The sequence below is a fragment of the Paenibacillus sp. FSL M8-0212 genome (assembly GCF_038004645.1).
Classification (GTDB): Bacteria; Bacillota; Bacilli; order Paenibacillales; family Paenibacillaceae; genus Paenibacillus.
Map to the genome: position 1 here is coordinate 1 of NZ_JBBORP010000001.1, position 18014 is coordinate 18014.

The 18014-nt window shown below is 46.0% G+C and carries 16 protein-coding genes and 1 pseudogene; 1 reads left to right on the forward strand and 16 read right to left on the reverse strand.

All coding sequences use genetic code 11. The annotated features are described in order from the left end of the window. The 5 genes and pseudogenes from MKX68_RS00005 to rplS form a co-directional block, all read right to left on the reverse strand. Positions 1–1232 (reverse strand): annotated as a pseudogene (locus MKX68_RS00005) (hypothetical protein); the annotation flags it as partial. A gap of 30 nt (positions 1233–1262) precedes the next feature. Further along, on the reverse strand, positions 1263–1964 hold the full coding sequence (locus MKX68_RS00010) for a ribonuclease HII (protein WP_289391997.1): 702 nt from the start codon (positions 1962–1964) through the stop codon (positions 1263–1265). Positions 1965–2427: 463 nt separating this feature from the next. Then, complete coding sequence (ylqF, locus tag MKX68_RS00015) at positions 2428–3291, reverse strand: ribosome biogenesis GTPase YlqF (protein WP_062833774.1); 864 nt, start codon at positions 3289–3291, stop codon at positions 2428–2430. A gap of 30 nt (positions 3292–3321) precedes the next feature. Further along, positions 3322–3942: a signal peptidase I gene (lepB, locus tag MKX68_RS00020; RefSeq protein WP_017689211.1), complete on the reverse strand. Its 621-nt coding sequence runs from the start codon at positions 3940–3942 to the stop codon at positions 3322–3324. A gap of 357 nt (positions 3943–4299) precedes the next feature. Then, entirely contained in the window at positions 4300–4641 is a 342-nt protein-coding gene (gene rplS / locus MKX68_RS00025; protein ID WP_024630190.1) for a 50S ribosomal protein L19, read from the reverse strand. 350 nt (positions 4642–4991) lie between these two features. Here rplS and MKX68_RS00030 point away from each other — a divergent pair, with 350 nt between their 5' ends. Beyond that, positions 4992–5957 (forward strand): polysaccharide deacetylase family protein, encoded by a 966-nt coding sequence (locus tag MKX68_RS00030; RefSeq protein ID WP_339784587.1) that lies wholly within the window; start codon positions 4992–4994, stop codon positions 5955–5957. Between the two features lie 3 nt (positions 5958–5960). Here MKX68_RS00030 and MKX68_RS00035 read toward each other — a convergent pair whose 3' ends face one another. The 11 genes from MKX68_RS00035 to smc form a co-directional block, all read right to left on the reverse strand. Next, complete coding sequence (locus MKX68_RS00035) at positions 5961–7208, reverse strand: hypothetical protein (protein ID WP_340908223.1); 1248 nt, start codon at positions 7206–7208, stop codon at positions 5961–5963. A gap of 156 nt (positions 7209–7364) precedes the next feature. After that, positions 7365–7739 (reverse strand): VOC family protein, encoded by a 375-nt coding sequence (locus MKX68_RS00040; protein ID WP_289391993.1) that lies wholly within the window; start codon positions 7737–7739, stop codon positions 7365–7367. 187 nt (positions 7740–7926) lie between these two features. Beyond that, positions 7927–8694 carry a tRNA (guanosine(37)-N1)-methyltransferase TrmD gene (gene trmD / locus MKX68_RS00045; RefSeq protein WP_339309127.1) on the reverse strand — a complete coding sequence of 256 codons (768 nt, stop codon included), beginning with the start codon at positions 8692–8694 and terminating at the stop codon, positions 7927–7929. Position 8695: 1 nt separating this feature from the next. Continuing rightward, positions 8696–9208 (reverse strand): ribosome maturation factor RimM, encoded by a 513-nt coding sequence (rimM, locus tag MKX68_RS00050; RefSeq protein WP_091031941.1) that lies wholly within the window; start codon positions 9206–9208, stop codon positions 8696–8698. A 301-nt stretch (positions 9209–9509) separates the two neighbouring features. After that, entirely contained in the window at positions 9510–9740 is a 231-nt protein-coding gene (locus MKX68_RS00055; RefSeq protein WP_024630185.1) for a KH domain-containing protein, read from the reverse strand. A 23-nt stretch (positions 9741–9763) separates the two neighbouring features. After that, on the reverse strand, positions 9764–10036 hold the full coding sequence (rpsP, locus tag MKX68_RS00060) for a 30S ribosomal protein S16 (protein ID WP_017689219.1): 273 nt from the start codon (positions 10034–10036) through the stop codon (positions 9764–9766). A 53-nt stretch (positions 10037–10089) separates the two neighbouring features. Then, the gene (ffh, locus tag MKX68_RS00065) at positions 10090–11466 is read right to left on the reverse strand and encodes a signal recognition particle protein (protein ID WP_062833767.1); all 1377 of its coding nucleotides are present in this window, start codon (positions 11464–11466) and stop codon (positions 10090–10092) included. 62 nt (positions 11467–11528) lie between these two features. Further along, on the reverse strand, positions 11529–11879 hold the full coding sequence (ylxM, locus tag MKX68_RS00070; protein WP_017689221.1) for a YlxM family DNA-binding protein: 351 nt from the start codon (positions 11877–11879) through the stop codon (positions 11529–11531). Positions 11880–12140: 261 nt separating this feature from the next. Further along, positions 12141–12788 (reverse strand): PAQR family membrane homeostasis protein TrhA, encoded by a 648-nt coding sequence (gene trhA / locus MKX68_RS00075; protein ID WP_315936347.1) that lies wholly within the window; start codon positions 12786–12788, stop codon positions 12141–12143. A gap of 147 nt (positions 12789–12935) precedes the next feature. Next, on the reverse strand, positions 12936–13949 hold the full coding sequence (ftsY, locus tag MKX68_RS00080; RefSeq protein WP_091031943.1) for a signal recognition particle-docking protein FtsY: 1014 nt from the start codon (positions 13947–13949) through the stop codon (positions 12936–12938). A gap of 108 nt (positions 13950–14057) precedes the next feature. Continuing rightward, positions 14058–17627 carry a chromosome segregation protein SMC gene (gene smc / locus MKX68_RS00085; protein ID WP_338593792.1) on the reverse strand — a complete coding sequence of 1190 codons (3570 nt, stop codon included), beginning with the start codon at positions 17625–17627 and terminating at the stop codon, positions 14058–14060. Positions 17628–18014: the final 387 nt, after the last annotated feature.

Below are 18014 nucleotides of genomic sequence, written 5' to 3' on the forward strand. Positions count from 1 at the left end.
GGCTGTGCCGGTGCGGCAGTGGACGCGCTGCGCAGGGCGTCCAGCAGCGCCAGCAGCTTGGGCGCCAGCTGCGCTGCCGTAGGCGCTGCTGGCGCCGCCTGGCCTGCTGCGGACGGAGTCCCCGCAGCAGCAGGCGTATCAGCGCGGCCGTCAGTTCGCCCGGCCGAGCCTGCTTCAGGCTGGCCTGCACTTGCACGGCCAGCCACAGATTCAGCTGCCGCCCCTGGTGTACCCGGGCGGCTCCCAGCTTGGCCCGCATCAGTCCCGCGCGGGCTCTCGCCAGGTATTCCGCTTCCAGACGGAATACCCGCAGCCCCTTTGCCAGCCGTTTCAACGTTGCTTGCAACTGCCTTTGCCCCGGCTTCAGCATTTCCTGCGCCGGTCTGCTGGTTTCCTTTCACCGCAGTACCTGCATCCTCTGCCCCGCCATCTGTCATGGATATAGCTCCTGCCAACGCCCCTTGTCCTTGTTGCGTTGACAAAGCAGGTGTTCCGGTTCCAGTCACCTGACGACCATTGCCTGATGCAGCCAATCCTTCTTCCGTCTGTGATGCATTTGGTACTACAGGTGCACCAGCCATGACTGCTGGTTTCAACGTAGCAGATTGTTCTCCAGGCAATACCGGTTTACCTGTTGTTTGTGTCAGCATCGTTTCCAACTGATCAGCCAACCCGCTTAACAACTGATGCAGAGGGGGGCCAAACACCGTCTGGTGTAATCCTTTTACTGTTTCCGCCGTAACCGGAAGCCCACGCTGAAAAGCAATCCCTGTCGCCTGTACCCATTCTTCCACAGGGACCTGTGCAGGTTTGGCAGTCATCATATTCTGGACCATAGCCACATTATCCTTCGTGAGCGGCAAACCGCTACGCTGCATGGCAAGTAACAGTTCCCGGTTCCCTTTTGTATCCGGCAGTCCTACATCCTTAAGCAGGTTGTTCAGCGAAGCTTGTGGCAGCTCAGCAAGTGTTCCAGCCATAGGTTTCATTACCGTTATGCCATTTTCACCTGGAGGCTGCACTTGAAGCAACGTGGTCTCACCCGGACGGAGTGGAGTCTCCAACTTGGCGCGCACCTGCACACCTTGAATCTGCAGAACTGCTTCTCCTCCATCATCGGATACACTAACGACGGAGCCACGAACCACCTGACCTTCCTTTAATTCAAGCGGTTTGGCATTGCCGGGCTTACTATCTCCCATTAACCCCTTAATCATGGAACCGATATTCAAATCTCTCCCCCTCCTTCCTTCAAACCTGTGTTAAAACAAAGATTGCTGCTCTCCAAGCAGGTTGCCCAGAAAACTGCGTCGATGCATCGGGGTTGCCCCCAATGCCATAATTTGCTCCCGATGAACTTTTGTTGCATATCCTTTATGTATCGACAAACCATATTCCGGATATAACGTATCCCATTCTTCCTTACATAGTCGATCTCGCGTTACCTTGGCAATAATCGATGCCGCTGCGATCGATTGACTATTGGCGTCACCTTTAATAATGGACAGTTGAGGTACATTCAGATCCACCTTCTCGGCATCCACCAGCATATAATCAGGCGTTTCTCCCAATGCTTCAACAGCTCGTTTCATCGCGAGTCTCGCCGCCTGCTTGATATTAAGCCGATCAATCGTCTCTGCATCCGCGTACCCGATACCTACCGCCAGCGCCTTTTCCATAATGACGTCATATAGTGCATCACGTTTTTTCTCCGTCAATTTCTTGGAGTCATTCACACCTTCCAGAATGAGATCCTTCGGTAAAATAACCGCCGCTGCGACAACATCCCCAAACAAGCATCCCCGTCCTACCTCATCAATACCAGCAATACGTTCAAATCCACTGTCCCAATACTCCCGCTCGTAGATCAGCAGGTCTCGAGGTTCACTGGCTTCTTTTTTCTTCTTCGGTCCAACCGGGGTATCCAGTAGATTCAACCCGATCTCTTCATTATTTTCAACCATAACGCTCATCTCCTCTACCCACGCTTTTTCAGCATGCGTATCACTTACAACTTTTTTATAATATAGACGTAGATCCTCTGTCTTTTGTTCTGTACAACCTGTCACTCTCAGCAAAACTTTTATTTGAGATTTACAATATAAAGATAGTGATGTCTTCATTTATCGGTATTTGATGGTTTAAATTGAATATATCAGACCTCGACTAATCTAAATTGCACCACCATTCATCATAGCACGATTTAGACGCACCTGATATATAGGCCAGCCAATTCCATAAAGCGTACTGTTCTTCAATCCTCTTCCATTTTATCGTTTCGACATATGTTCCAGCGCTACTTCCGCGTTTGTATACACAAAAAAACGACCGCTCCGGGTAATCCGGTAACGGCCGCTTCTTTCGGCACTTGTATATATGAAATGAACAGATAAAGATAATGATCTTCATCGTGTAGAGTCCATTTTTTTAATAGGGAGCTTCCATAGAAAAACGTCCCATTTTACCCGCGCGCAGTTCACGCAGAAATGCTCGTGATGCCTTTTCCAGATCAATGCGTCCACCGCTTACAACACATCCACGGACACGGCCGACTTGTTCCATAATCGCAATAACACTGTCTGAATCATCTGCATCCTTGGAGAACTCCTGAAGTCCGTATCTCTCTTCCAAAGCGTCCCAGTAATAACGCATCAGGTAACTGATTCCAAAAAAGGCAATATCCTCTGCATTCAGAATTTCCTCTTTGATTGCACCTGTTACGGCAAGACGATAACCTACATTTTGATCTTCGAACTTAGGCCACAGAATACCCGGAGTATCCAATAACTCCATTTCTTTGCCTACCTTGATCCACTGTTGCCCCTTCGTCACACCAGGACGATCTCCTGTTAACGCAATACTCCGTCCAGCCAGTCGGTTAATCAGTGTTGATTTACCTACATTGGGAATCCCTACGATCAACCCGCGAACCGCACGAGGATTAATCCCTTTAGCAATTTGACGGTCAATTTTTTCTTTAAGAAGAAGCTTGGCCTGCACGGGAATATCTTTAACATTGGTTCCCGTCGAAGCATCTACAGGAAAAGCGGTAATTCCTTCTTTTTTGAAATATTCAATCCATTCTTGCGTCACTTTAGCATCTGCCAAATCCGATTTGTTCAACAAAATCATCCGGGGTTTATCCAGCAATATTTCGTCAATCATCGGATTACGGCTGGAGACAGGCAGACGGGCATCCAATAGTTCGATGACCACGTCGATGAGCTTTAACTTATCCTGAATCTGGCGTCTGGCTCGAGTCATATGACCTGGAAACCATTGTATCGTCACCTTGTCTTCACCTCATTATTTACTTCAGTTTCAGTGGTTGATCCACTTAATCTCACCGATCGGCCAGAAAATAACATCTGCACGACCAATAATATCTTTTAACGAAACATAACCGATCATACGGCTGTCTGTACTATTTGGACGGTTATCTCCCATAACAAATACATGACCCGCCGGCACTTTGCCATCAGGAAACTGCTCATTCGGGAAATCCTTCACGTTATAGGTTCCACCATTTGCTTCAGCTGCATCAATGGCTCCTTGAATATACGTTTCATCAACCTTTTTGCCGTTAACCATCACGGTATCGTCCTGAACCTCAACGGTATCACCTTCAACAGCAATAACACGTTTAATGAAATCTCGACCTTCGGATGGTACGTGGAAGACGATAACTTCACCGCGCTTCGGTTCTCTGATATCATATAAGATCTCGTTGACGATCACACGTTCACCCGTTTCAAAGTTCGGCTGCATGGACGGACCGTCCACAACAAACGGTTTGAAGAGCAACCACCGAATCAGAATGACGAGAACTAATGCGATAACAATGGCTTTAAGCCATTCAACAATTTCATTTTTGGCTTTTTTGGATCGACTGTTTTTCTCTTCGGCAGGATTGCCCCGGTCATGTTGAACTTCTTGTTCCATTCAAGATCTTCCTCTCTTCACAGTACATGTTTATAGCAGTACACACATCCAGCATTCTGTATCGTTCCAATAACTCCATGGATGGATACAAAACATTCACATCAGTTATGTAATCTTACACCAAGCATTACAGTACATTTAATCCACAATTCAAATGCCTTCAAGAGGTTGTTCAAAAAGTCGGTACTAAAACCGGTCTTTTGAACACGCACTTCAATAACTGATTTTACAAGCCTCCCGGACTATTCCCCGCATGTGTTGCCATACCATTTTACTCGGAAGTGTACCTCCGGTTCAACTTTTCCCGGACAAAAACGAAAAGGGCTTGTCTCCAAGCCCTTCCCGGTATCCGTTATATTAACGAATTTCTTTAATTCTCGCTGCTTTACCGCGTAGTTCACGAAGATAATAAAGCTTCGCACGACGCACTTTACCACGGCGAGCCACTTCGATTCTATCGATTTTTGGGGAATGAAGCGGGAAAGCTCTTTCCACACCTACACCGTAAGAAATTTTACGAACTGTAAAAGTCTCACTGATTCCACCACCACGGCGTTTAATCACAACACCTTCGAACAATTGGATACGCTCACGAGTTCCCTCTATTACCTTAACGTGCACTTTCAAAGTGTCACCAGGACGAAAACTCGGAATATCCTTACGAAGTTGTTCTTGTGTAATCGCTTGAACGATATTCATCTATGACTCCCTCCTTCCGTACAGGCGTTCATACTTCTTCCAGAGATCACCTTGTCTCCTTCATTATCCATAGAGGACCGCCGTATTCCACATAACAGACTTATTGTATCACGCAGCATATCAAAACACAAGAGAAATAAAACAAATGCCTATTGTTCAATCTGCCGCTCTGAAACTCATCCATCACATGTTGACTTCATTCTAAAATACATTCTCTCATATTGGACCGTGAATCAACACTCTCATCTGCAAGTCAACCTGATACAGGAAAAAATACTGTAACTTCCCGTGTAGAAATATCGTCTATGATATAACTTAATGACCACTTTAAAAGGAGAACCCCAAGACTCATGAAATATTGGAAAAAGATCACACTTGCCTTACTCGCCATGCTCATATGCTCCATTACACTGTATGCATATGCCGTAACTCATCCAACGAATGCACTGTCACACAAAGCCTGCACATCCTGGGACATAGTCAAACGTAAAGCATTCGAGCTGTCACACACTGACTTCTCTAACCAATCTGCGCTGGATCGTTCTAACTTCAAGATTGAACAAGGTACTGCTACAGAAGTTCCTGTACTGATGTATCATTACATAGAGCCCAAATTGAATAATCATGAGACAGATAATAAATCCATCATTAATCTGGAGGATTTTGAGCAAAATATGAAATACCTGCATGATGAAGGCTACCGAACAATTACACTGGATCAGCTTGAACAATATGTTAATGGAAAGTTATCCTTACCACAGAAGTCCATTGTAATTACCTTTGATGACGGATACCAGAACAATTATACATTAGCTTACCCTGTGCTTCAGCAATATAATTTTCATGCCTCGCTGTTTGTCATAGGCAGTAAAATTCAGGAGCAACCTTCGGAATTTGAGCCCGCCATTAACAGTTTCATCTCCAAGCCAGAGATGCAGGTGGCAACCGACGTATTTGAATTCAACAGCCATACCTATAACCTGCATCACAAGGGATTTATGCGCTGTGGTAACAGTGTGCCTGTCGGTCTGGACACCAGTCTTCTGGATGATGATATCCAGCGTATGAAGCAAACCGGAATAGACACACCTTATCTGGCATATCCTTTTGGTTATACCAGTACACAGATGATCTACAAGTTACAACAACATGGATATCGCATGGCCTTTACCGTAAAGTCTGGATTTGTGCATCCAGGAGATCATCCCATGAAGCTGCCTCGCTTGACGGTCACCACAGGTACTGATTTGGCGACCTTGCTTCAACCCGAATCCAGTCCGCAGAACGAATCATCTGCATCGGAGAATGACCAGTAAAATTTACACTTTAACTTCACCGCCCGGATACAGAGTCGAGCTATACAGCCTTTTGGGCTGTGGCTTGGCTCTTTTTGCATCGGTAAGTGATAATGTCATCGGAGAGCTGGAATAAATCACTGCTTCCTCTGCGTCATAGATGATGATCTGTTCTTTCCCCGTCTGAACCAGGTCTGCATGCACCGCATATCCCTCTTTCGGGAATTCAGTAACCGTTTTCATGTCTCCATCTACCAAAGAAGGCAACACATCTCCACCTCGGCGATACGCCAAAATATAATCGAGTCCACCCTCATCCCAGTTACATACAGGCTCTATAATGGTTAACCAGCCACGAGTCTTGCGATTTTCTTTCCAAATTTCTTGCCCTGTACTATCCAGCATGAACATTCCATCCTTACCATTCTCATCCCCTCGGACAATCCGGTCCAGACCTGCAATCTGTAAACCTTTCATTCCAGAACAAAAATGGCCCAGTGCAATATGTTGTGATTCAATCGAATCTTCATAACGCCACTTCTCATTACCATAGCGGTCCATCATGACCGTCACACTGCCACCGATAACAACCTCAACTTCCCCATCACCGTCAACGTCTCCAAACCATATACAGTCAGCATGATCATCGAGATTATGACAAGACCATAATAACGTCCCATCATGATCCAGCATGTCATATCCCGCCATCACTTCATCTTTCCCATCTCCATCGATATCATATACCCATGGAAAATGTCCTGGGTTTCCCTCATGCTTCCACAACAAATTAAAATCATGGTCAAGTGCCCATAACGTCTTATAGCGGTCTTTCAGTATAATGTCCATTTTCTGTTGGTGGCCCGTCAGGTTGGCGAGAATAATGCAGTCATGTGCTTCATCACCTGGCAGATCACGTGTTTCTTTGATCTCTCCGGTCCGGCCATCCAACACGAGAAATTGTTTGTCCATGACACACAATACTTCATTATTTCCATCTCCATCCCAATCTGCGATCTGAGCGGGATAGTCTGAACCCGGACCACCTGCATCAGGATCAGGAGTTCCGACCTGCCATAGTAATGTTCCTTCCAGATCAAACGCAGTCAAACAACATACCTGATGCGGGACATACCGATCGTCTATACCCCCATCTGCCTGTACCAGCAACATTTCAAGTCTGCCATCCCCATTCAGATCTCCCAAAAGCATTTTGCAGCGTTCTCCAGCTTCGCTAATATCTGCTCTGGCGATTTCATAAGGCTGATTGCTCATCATCTTCCTCCTCAGCGTATCGTTAACATTCCATTACAGCTGAGTTCAACATAAAGAAAACCCCTGATTTTTACAACCCTATTATGTGCTCATGCAAAAATGTTCAAAGCTGCAAAAAAGTACCTCGGTCAACAATAACCAATTTAAAGGAATGATTTAAACCCACTCTAAAAACTCAAGACGATTGCCAAAAGGATCATTTATATAGAATCGTCGTACACCTTCATCTGCTCTTGCTTCGTCATCGACAATATGAATTTGGTTATGAATGAGATGATCACGTAACTGATCCAAATGTTGTACATGAAATGCCGGATGAGCTTTTGTGGCGGGAATAAAATCTTTTTGTACCCCAATATGCACTTGGTGTCTGCCACACTCGAACCATACACCACCCCGTTTTCTCAGAATTTCAGGTTTGGGAATCTCCGTCCAGCCTAACACGTTATTGAAAAAATGACGTGCCTCCGCTTCACAACCTTCTGGTGCTGCGAGCTGAATATGATCAAGACCAATAATATTGTAAGTCATTCTCACACCGCCTTTCGTTTCACTTAATGAAACTTAGTTCCATTAATTATACTTGTATTTTATAGAATAGACTAATGAAAATCCAGTTCTCTTTTCAATGTACACAAAAAAAGCCAACCTTTAGTATCAAGGTTGGCCCTTTCGAACTCTGGAAAATAATATTTACGTGTTTATACGATACAAATACTTACTCTGTGCTATTTTCACGGTTTGAGCGCATCTTTTTCAACCAAACTCGCTCTTTATCCGTCAAATCGGCCGTTTCCAACATCTCCGGTCTGCGCTCCAGCGTACGAAGCAACGACTGTTCTCTGCGCCATGCCTCAATGTTAAGGTGATGTCCCGACAACAGCATATCCGGTACTTTCATGCCCCTAAACTCGGGTGGACGTGTGTAGTGTGGATATTCGAGGAGTCCAGTACTGAATGAATCCGTTACGGCACTTGTCTCATTACCAAGCACACCAGGTATAAGACGTACGATACTATCGATGGCAACCATAGCAGGCAACTCCCCACCCGTGAGTACGTAATCACCAATGGATAGTTCATCCGTCACGAGAAATTCGCGAATACGCTCATCGTAACCTTCATAATGTCCACATATAAAAATCAGATGATCTTCCTGCACAAGTTCTTCTGCTTTTTTCTGTGTAAACGTCTCACCTTGCGGACACATTAGAATGATACGTGGAGCTTTCATCGATGCCGCAGCTTCTCCGCGTTGCTCCAGAACATCTTCTACAGCAGCAAAGATCGGATCTGGTTTCAGCACCATGCCCCCACCTCCGCCGTAAGGGGCATCATCTACTGTATTATGTTTATTGGTCGCATAATTTCGGAAGTTGGTTGCACCAAGGGATACGAGTCCCTTCGTTTGAGCTTTGCCCAGAATGCTTGCTCCGAACACACCGTCAAACATCTCCGGGAATAGCGTTAATACATCCACTTTCATGTTATAGCAGCCCTTCCATCAGGTGAATCTTCACTTGCTTCTGTTCGATGTCCACATCAAGTACTACATCATCAATAACGGGAATCAGCACTTCTTTACCAGCTGGCGTTTTGACAACCCACACATCATTGGCACCCGGCGTCAAAATTTCAGAGATGGTTCCAAGCGTTTCACCCTCTTCGGTGATGACCGAACACCCAACGATTTGATGGAAGTAGTATTCACCTTCGTCCAGCTCAGCCAGGTTCTCTTTTAACACTTTGGCCATGCCGCCTTTAAACTTTTCTACTTCATTAATGTTGCCGTACTCTTTCAGACGAAGAATATACATATTTTTATGCAAACGTGAAGATTCCACGTTAACCATGACTGGATGATTATCTGGTGTAAAGAAAAACAACTCTGCATTTTTCGCGAAACGCACTTCCGGGAAATCGGTTAAAGGCATGATTCTCACCTCACCGCGAATTCCATGCGTATTAACGATTTTACCTACATTCATAAACTCTGCCATAAATCCTCCTACGAAATTAAATCAAACTAAATAGCTACTTCGACTCTCGTACGGTCGTTTCGACGACGGTTCGTTCTTTCGATCGCTGTTACCCCCTCATTTTTTGAACTTACTTTAAAAGGTGAAAATGAGGTGATAAAGGCGAACGCTAACGCTTCTCCAGAATCGATCCCGTCCCCTGCACTGCTCCGAAGTCACTCATATCCAAAAATATTTTAATTCAATATCTAATCCAACCTATTAAGTTCAGCATGCACGAAAAGGGGCTAGGACATGCATCCTAACCCCCTTTCGTATATCTTTAAGATATGATATCAACGGTAACCCGTTTATCCATCTTAACTGCTGCTGATGTGACGACCGTACGAAGTGATTTCGCGATTCGTCCCTGTTTACCAATTACCTTCCCGACATCGTCAGGATGAACGGTTAACTCATAAACGACAAGCCGGTCTTTCTCAACCGTCCGAACCGCCACATCTTCCGGATGATCGACTAAAGCCTTAGCAATTATGCTTACTAATTCTTCCATAGATGACCCTCCGAATCAGCACTTTATTTAGATAATTTAGACTCGTGGAACTTCTTCATCACGCCCGCTTTGCTAAGCAAGTTGCGGACAGTGTCAGATGCTTGTGCACCGTTTTGAAGCCATGCCAATGCTTTATCTTCATCGATCTTAACAACAGCCGGTTGTTCAACCGGGTTGTAGTAACCGATCTCCTCGATAAAACGACCGTCACGTGGGGAACGGGAATCCGATACCACTACGCGGTAGAAAGGAGCTTTGTGAGCACCCATACGTTTCAGACGAATACGAACTGCCATTTGAAAATTCACCTCCTTCAATGAAATCTGTATATGATCCAGCTTCGCTTAAATCAACGGAAAGGAAACTTCATTCCTTTGCCCATACCTTTAAGCTGCTTCATCGCTTTATTTTTGCCGCCTTTAGGTCCCATCATATCCGAGAACTGTTTCATCATGCGGCGCATCTCATCAAATTGCTTGATCAGACGATTTACTTCAGCCAGAGATGTTCCGCTTCCGGTAGCAATACGCTTCCGACGGCTATGGTTGATCATGTCCGGGTTGCGTTTCTCTTCGGTCGTCATTGAGTAAACGATCGCTTCGATCCGGCCCATCTGTTTATCATCAACCTTCAGGTCCTTGGCTTGTTTCATCTTGCCCATGCCGGGGATCATATCCATGATCTGATCGATTGGTCCCAGCTTTTTCACCTGATCCATCTGCTCCAGAAAATCTTCAAACGTGAATTCTGCATTACGCATCTTCCGTTCCATTTCCTTGGCTTTATCGGTATCAATGTTTAATTGTGCTTTCTCAATCAGAGATAACATATCACCCATACCGAGTATCCGTGAAGCCATACGTTCCGGGTGGAACGGCTCCAAAGCGTCAAGTTTCTCTCCAAGGGAAGCAAACTTGATTGGACAACCCGTAACTGCTTTGACAGAAAGCGCAGCACCACCACGAGTATCGCCATCCAGCTTTGTCAGGACAACACCTGTCAGATTAAGCTGCTGGTTAAAGTGTTCTGCTACGTTAACCGCATCCTGACCTGTCATACTGTCTACGACAAGCAGTACTTCATCCGGATTCACTACGCTGTGAATCTGGCGAAGTTCTTCCATCAGTTCTTCATCAACATGCAGACGTCCAGCTGTATCGATAATAACATAGTCATTACCATTATCTTTAGCATGTTGAAGACCTTGACGTGCGATCTCAACAGGGCTTGTCTGATCTCCCAGTGTGAATACCGGCGCTTTGATCTGCTCGCCGAGTACTTGCAACTGTTTGATCGCTGCCGGACGATAAATATCTCCTGCAACAAGCAATGGTCTGCTGTTTTGCTTTTGCAGCATTTTAGCCAGTTTACCCGATGTGGTTGTTTTACCAGCACCCTGCAAACCAACCATCATCAGCACCGTAGGCGGTTTGTTCGCTTTAGCCAGTTTGGCCTGGCTTCCACCCATCAAATCCGTTAGTTCCTTGTTAACGATGTCGATGATGACCATTCCTGGCGTGAAGCTCTCCATCACTTCTTTGCCAACAGCCTTCTCTTTCACCTTGGCGATGAATTCCTTGACCACTTTGAAGTTTACATCCGCTTCGAGCAATGCCAGACGTACCTCGCGCATAGCCTCGGCTACATCTTCATCAGACACCTTGCCTTTTCCGCGCAGCTTGCTGAACACATTCTGTAATCGGGTCGTTAATCCTTCAAATGCCATGATCCCACCTCCTTAAGCTTTAATACTGTGTTCAAGACCGATACGTTCCGCTCAGCCAATTTTCATTCACTAAGCTGAGCAACGATATCGTGTATTTGTTTGTTGTTATCAATGGAGACGCCTGCGCGTTCCAATGCATTTTGCAAATCTTCAAGATTGCGATTACGCCGTTCATGCTTTTCCAGCAAGCCCAGCTTGCTTTCGTAATTTTCCAGCACTTGTTCGGCACGCTTGATATGCTCGTATACCGCCTGGCGGCTGATCTCAAACTCGGCTGCAATTTCACCAAGTGAGAAATCGTCATGAAAGTAATACTTTAGAAAAGTCTGCTGTTTCTCGGTAAGTAACAATTCATAAAAAGCAAACAGCAAGTTTATCCGGTTTGTCTTCTCAAGCCGGTTTTCTTGACTCACATCGGGGCACTCCCTTCGTCAAGGAAAAACACTTTACACTCTTGCAACGTTCCTAATAATACCTAAAACAAATCAGGTTGTCAAGCAAAAATACTTGTCACAATAAAAACAGCTCTGATGATATGTTATTTCGATGTTTAACGGGTGGTTTATACTCTTTTTCACTACAAGCAAATCCTGTCTGTATCTCTACGATCCACCTCTATGTAGAAGAAAAACGAATGCTTCTCAGTTCGTGGAGATGCATTCGTTTACGGTGTTCTAGCGAAGTGGTGTCAGGTAGAGCAGTACCATAAAGAAATGAAGAATACTGCCTGCTAGCACAAAGAGATGCCAAATCGCATGGTGGTAAGGAAATCCACGCCACATATAAAAAAGCGTACCCAGTGTATACATCAGGCCTCCAGCAACCAGCAGCACAATTCCACCTGTAGGAATGGCAGCCATAAGCGGTTGCCAGGCAATAACGATGAGCCAGCCCATCGCAATATAGAAAATCGTCGACATGAATAAAAACTTTTTCGTGAAAAACGCCTTAAAGATCACGCCGAATAATGCGACTCCCCAGATTATACCGAACAGGGTCCATCCAAGTGTACCCCGAACAGCAATAAACAAAAGCGGAGTGTACGATCCCGCAATAAACAAATAAATGGAAGAATGGTCGAAAATCTCAAATAAATCTTTCACTTTTCCATCTTTCCATGCATGCACGAGTGTAGAACTCGTATAGAGCAGCAGCATGGTGATCCCGTAGATCGTGAAACTGACCACATGCCAAGCTGTGCCTTTCATACTTGAAAATACAATCAATATCACCAGTGCAGCTACACTGAGTGCAGCGCCGATTCCATGTGTCACCGCATTGGCGACTTCTTCACGGCGAGAATAGGTATGAGTATTGGCCATTTTCAACCGTCCTTTCTAACCCTTTAGCATTGCCTGCTTTATTCTCATTATACACGTATTGCCAGTGACATTACACGTGACACTTATCACGTATATCACTGGCAATTACGATTAACGCTATTAAATTCAACCTATTAATTAATGCTTCTAGGAATTAGCTTCCTCTTCTTCAGCACTCTCAGCTGGCTGTTCCTGGATCAATCCGGCGAACAAAGCATGCACAAATTGCTCCGAATCAAACGGCTGTAGATCATCAATTTTCTCACCCAGCCCCACGAGTTTCACTGGCAAGTCCAGCTCCTGACGGATCGCAACAACGATTCCACCTTTGGCTGTTCCATCCAGTTTTGTAAGTACGAGGCCAGTTACGCCGCTTTTCTCACCGAAAAGTTTGGCTTGGTTCAAAGCATTTTGACCTGTTGTTGCATCCAGTACCATCAGTACTTCATGCGGAGCATCAGGAATTTCACGCTGAATGACACGATATATCTTGTTAAGCTCGTCCATCAGGTTCGATTTGTTTTGCAGACGACCTGCTGTATCACAGAGGAGAACATCCGCACCCCGTTGTTTAGCTGCCTGTACCGCATCATACATAACCGCTGCTGGATCAGAACCAGATTGCTGTTTGATAACATCGACACCGGCACGTTGTCCCCATACTTCCAGCTGTTCGATGGCTCCGGCACGGAACGTATCTCCAGCTGCCATGATGACTTTTTTACCTTGCTGTTTAAATCGATGCGCCAGCTTGCCAATCGTTGTTGTTTTACCAACACCGTTAACACCAACGAACAAAATAACGGTAATGCCATCCGGATTCATTTTCAATTCATTATTCTGTTCACCGCGAAGAAGATCCGTCAGTTTCTCAGACAGTACAGGCTGCAGCTCAGCCGCGTCCTCGATTTTGCGTTTTTTCACCTCAACGCGCAGGTCTTCGATCAGATTCATGACTGTATTCACGCCAACGTCTGCTCCGATCAAAATCTCTTCCAGTTCTTCATAGAACTCTTCATCGATTTTTTTACGGCGGATAACGAGATCTGACACTTTTTCCACTAACCCTTTACGTGTCTTTTCCAATCCATCCTTGAACTGTTTGGTGACCGACTCCGTTTTGCTTGCAATGCTGTCTCTCAGCTTTTTAAAAAAACTCATAAAGCCCCTCCATCGTGTACATAATCTAAGCGCTTTTGCAAAAATGCTCAATCTGAATGATTTTCAATAATTACAATGAGTTCGTTTGTCTCGCAGGTTTGGATCAGATCAGGCAATTACTGCTTCCTCATCTTCCAGTTTAACCGAAACGAGCTTGGATACTCCGCCCTCTTCCATCGTAACACCATACAGCACATCAGCCTCTTCCATCGTACCTTTACGATGGGTAACAACGATGAACTGTGTCTGTTCGGAGAATTCACGCAAGTACTGGGCAAAACGTACCACGTTAGCTTCGTCCAGTGCTGCCTCAACTTCATCCAGCACGCAGAATGGTACAGGTTTGACATGCAGAATGGCAAATAACAAAGCCATTGCCGTCAAAGCCCGCTCCCCACCAGATAACAGTTGCAGGTTTTGCAGTTTCTTGCCTGGTGGCTGAGCCACAATATCTATTCCCGTTTCTAGCAAACGCTCCGGGTCCATCAGAACAAGGTCAGCACGTCCCCCGCCAAACAGTTTGGTAAACACGGTACCGAACTCACGGCGGATGGCATCAAACGTGATCTTGAATCGCTTCGCCATCTCGTCTTCCATTTCCCGAATAACCTGATACAACGTTGTTTTTGCTTCCACCAGGTCATTCTTCTGTTCACTCAGGAACTCGTATCGCTCATTGACCCGCTGGAACTCCTCAATCGCTCCCAGGTTAACATCACCCAGGGCGGATATACTGCGTTTGAGCTTTTGTACCTCTGCCTGTGTATGCTCTACATCTTCCGGCACAGGATAACGCTCTTTGGCCAGTTCATAGCCCAGTTCGTATTCATCCGTTAGCTTCCGCAGTATATTTTCCAGCTCAACGTCCAACCGGTTTACGGAAATTTCCGTCTGTCGCATCTGCTCTTCCACAGCTTTCAACTGCGTGCGCTGCTCCTTCGTTTCGCTCTCGGCAAGCTCAAGCTTTTTCGACAACTCACTTCGGGCAGCACGTTTGAAGTCCAGCTCCTGGGAAGCTTCCGCTTTTTTCAGCTTGTACTGGTTCAGATCTTCAATCTGCTTGACACTCTCGGTCTGTGTTTTCTTGAGATCTGCTTCCATCGAAGCTAACAACGTGCGATTCTGACGCAGATCTTTGACCAGCGACTCTACTTCCCGCTCCAGACGCCGCAATTGTTCCCCATTGGAGAATCGCTCCTGATCAAGCTTACCTTCGCGCACTTTTAATTCGGTGAGTTGACTCTGCAATTCTTCCTTCGCGGATTCATTGGCTTTCCGGGCAAACTCAGCTGCATGAATGGCACGATGCGTTGCTTTTTCTTCCTCTTCAAGCTGCTCTAACTTCTTCACAGCGACGATGCGAGCTGTATCCAGCTCTTTGATTTCTTCGGTGAATCCGCTCTTTTCCTGCCCGGCAACGGCAACCTGTTCTAGCACGTGGCGAAGCTCGTGCTCTACCTGCTTCATTTCCATCGAAGCCTGCTGTTCTGCATTTCGGGTATCATCACCGGACTGACGAAGTTCGTCCAACTTGTCCTGACACTGCTCCAGTTGAACTTTTACATCATCCACACTGCGATGCAGTTTCACGATCTGATTTTCGGTATCCAAAATATCCTGATCGAGCTGGTCCAGCTGCCGTTTCCGGCTGAGCAGACTCACATTTTTCTTGTGCTGGCTACCACCTGTCATGGAACCACCCGCATTAACCACGTCACCTTCAAGCGTCACTACCCGGAAACGATACTGGCAGCGAGCCGCAATTTTATTGGCGACCTCCAACGTTTCGGCAATAATAACATTACCTAACAGACTGCCAATGATTGAAGCGTACTTGGATTCGAATTGTACAAGATCAGCACCGATCCCCACAAAACCCTCCATACCTTCGATCATGGAACGTTCAGCCGCTCCAATGGCACGAGGACGAATGACATCCAGAGGAAGGAACGTTGCACGCCCCAACTGGCGTTGCTTCAGGAAAGCAATTGCCTGTCTGGAAACTGATTCATTTTCCATGACCACATGTTGCAAGGATGCTCCCATCGCTGTCTCTACCGCAAGTTCAATCTTCTCGGGAACTTTGACGAGTTCAGCCACAGCTCCATGAACACCGCTCAGCGTACCTTTACGCGAAGCCTTGAGGACTTCCTTGACACCCAGCATGAATCCGTCAAAATCATCCTGCATCTCTTTCATCGTATCGCGGCGGGAGACCTGAGCTTCACGCTTCTGTTCCCATTTACGAACTGTGCCCCGACTTTCTTCGAGCAGCTTCTGCAGCGACTGGAGTCGTTCACTTTCCGTAATGTAACCACCACGTAGGTCACTGATTTCTTTGCCCAAGCGAACAACTTTTTTCTCAATGTCCGCTTTGCGACTTTCCAGTGTCTCTTTCTGCTCTTCCCATTTGCCTGATTCTTCAGCCGCGCGATTCATTCTGCGCTCCAGCGTTTCTTTCTGCTGGTCCACGTAACGAATTTCATTTCGTGTCTGGGCCATCTGATTCATCAGTTCCAGCAAGTTGCCTTTGAGGCTTTCCTCTTGCTGCTGACTAATGCCACCTGTAACACCGATGAGTTTGGCTTCTTCCTGGGACAACTGATTTCTCACATCATTCAGTTCATGCTCAAGCTTGCCAAACTTCTCACGTAGTGCAAGCAGCTCGGTTTCCCGTTCGGAATGTCTCTCTTCACTGGCAGCAAGTGTTACTTTGAGCTGCTCCTGATTTGTTTGCAGATGGTGGGAGCGCTCCTTGAGCAATTCTCCAAGCCCTTCACTTTTCTCTGTCGCTTCACTGAATTGTAATAAAGCGGCTTGCAGTTGCTCTGTCTCTGTTTCCAGGATACGCAGCGCATTCCGATCATTTTCCAGCTTGGCATCATGGGTAGAGACAATCGCTGCGAGTCCAACCTCTTCCTGTTTTAGGGATTGCAGGCGCTCATTCGCTTTACTCCAGGAAGCATGAATCTGTTCGATCTGGTACACATACATGGAAATTTCCTGTGATTTGAGCTGAGAACGAAGTTCCTTATAGTGGATCGCTTTCTCTGATTGTTCTTTTAGCGGTCCAATCTGATCTTCCAGTTCAGTCACCAGATCATGAATACGCAGCAAATTCTGCTCTGTCTCATCCAGTTTGCGCGTCGCATCCCGCTTGCGGGATTTATATTTAACGATACCTGAAGCTTCTTCAAAGATACCTCTGCGATCCTCTGAACGGGTACTCAGAATCTCTTCGATTCGCCCCTGTCCAATAATCGAGTAGGCTTCCTTACCAATGCCGGTATCCATAAACAACTCCGTGATATCCTTCAAACGACAAGATTGCTTGTTAATAAAATATTCACTATCTCCGCTGCGATGTACACGACGAGTCACCGTCACCTCACCGAAATCCAATGCAAGTGCGTGATCCTCGTTATCAAGCGTTAGCGACACTTCACCGAAATTAACGGCTTTCCGTGCGTCACTGCCTGCAAAGATGATATCTTCCATCTTGCCACCACGCAGCGACTTGGCACTTTGTTCCCCCAGAACCCAGCGAATTCCGTCCGATATATTACTCTTGCCACTTCCGTTCGGACCTACAACAGCCGTAATGCCACGAACGAACTCCATCTCCGTTTTGTCGGCGAATGACTTGAATCCACCCAATTCGATCCGTTTTAAAAACATAGGGTTTCTCGTCACCTCCTCTTGCAAATTTCAAGTATTGCATTCAAGCGCCTAAATAAATTGAACCATTGTCATTACACATGATCACTCCAATTGCAGTACCATCCTCCGATCGCTCTTATCCCCAGATTTTCTTGATTCCCTTATCCAAGGGAAAAATCCGTTGATAAATGCGGAGCATATGCTTCCGATGTAGCTTTCTTTCAGAAAGCTTTTAGCTTCGCTTCTTCAGATTGGTTCTGCACTCTTCGTTTTGTGTAAAATACGGTTCAACTTATTAGTTAACGATCAGGCAAACTCCGCCTGAACCTCTTTACAAAAAAAAGAGCAAAAAGCAGTCCGGCCGATTACTTCCGCCGGGGCGGACCCGCGGGCTGCTCTTTGCTC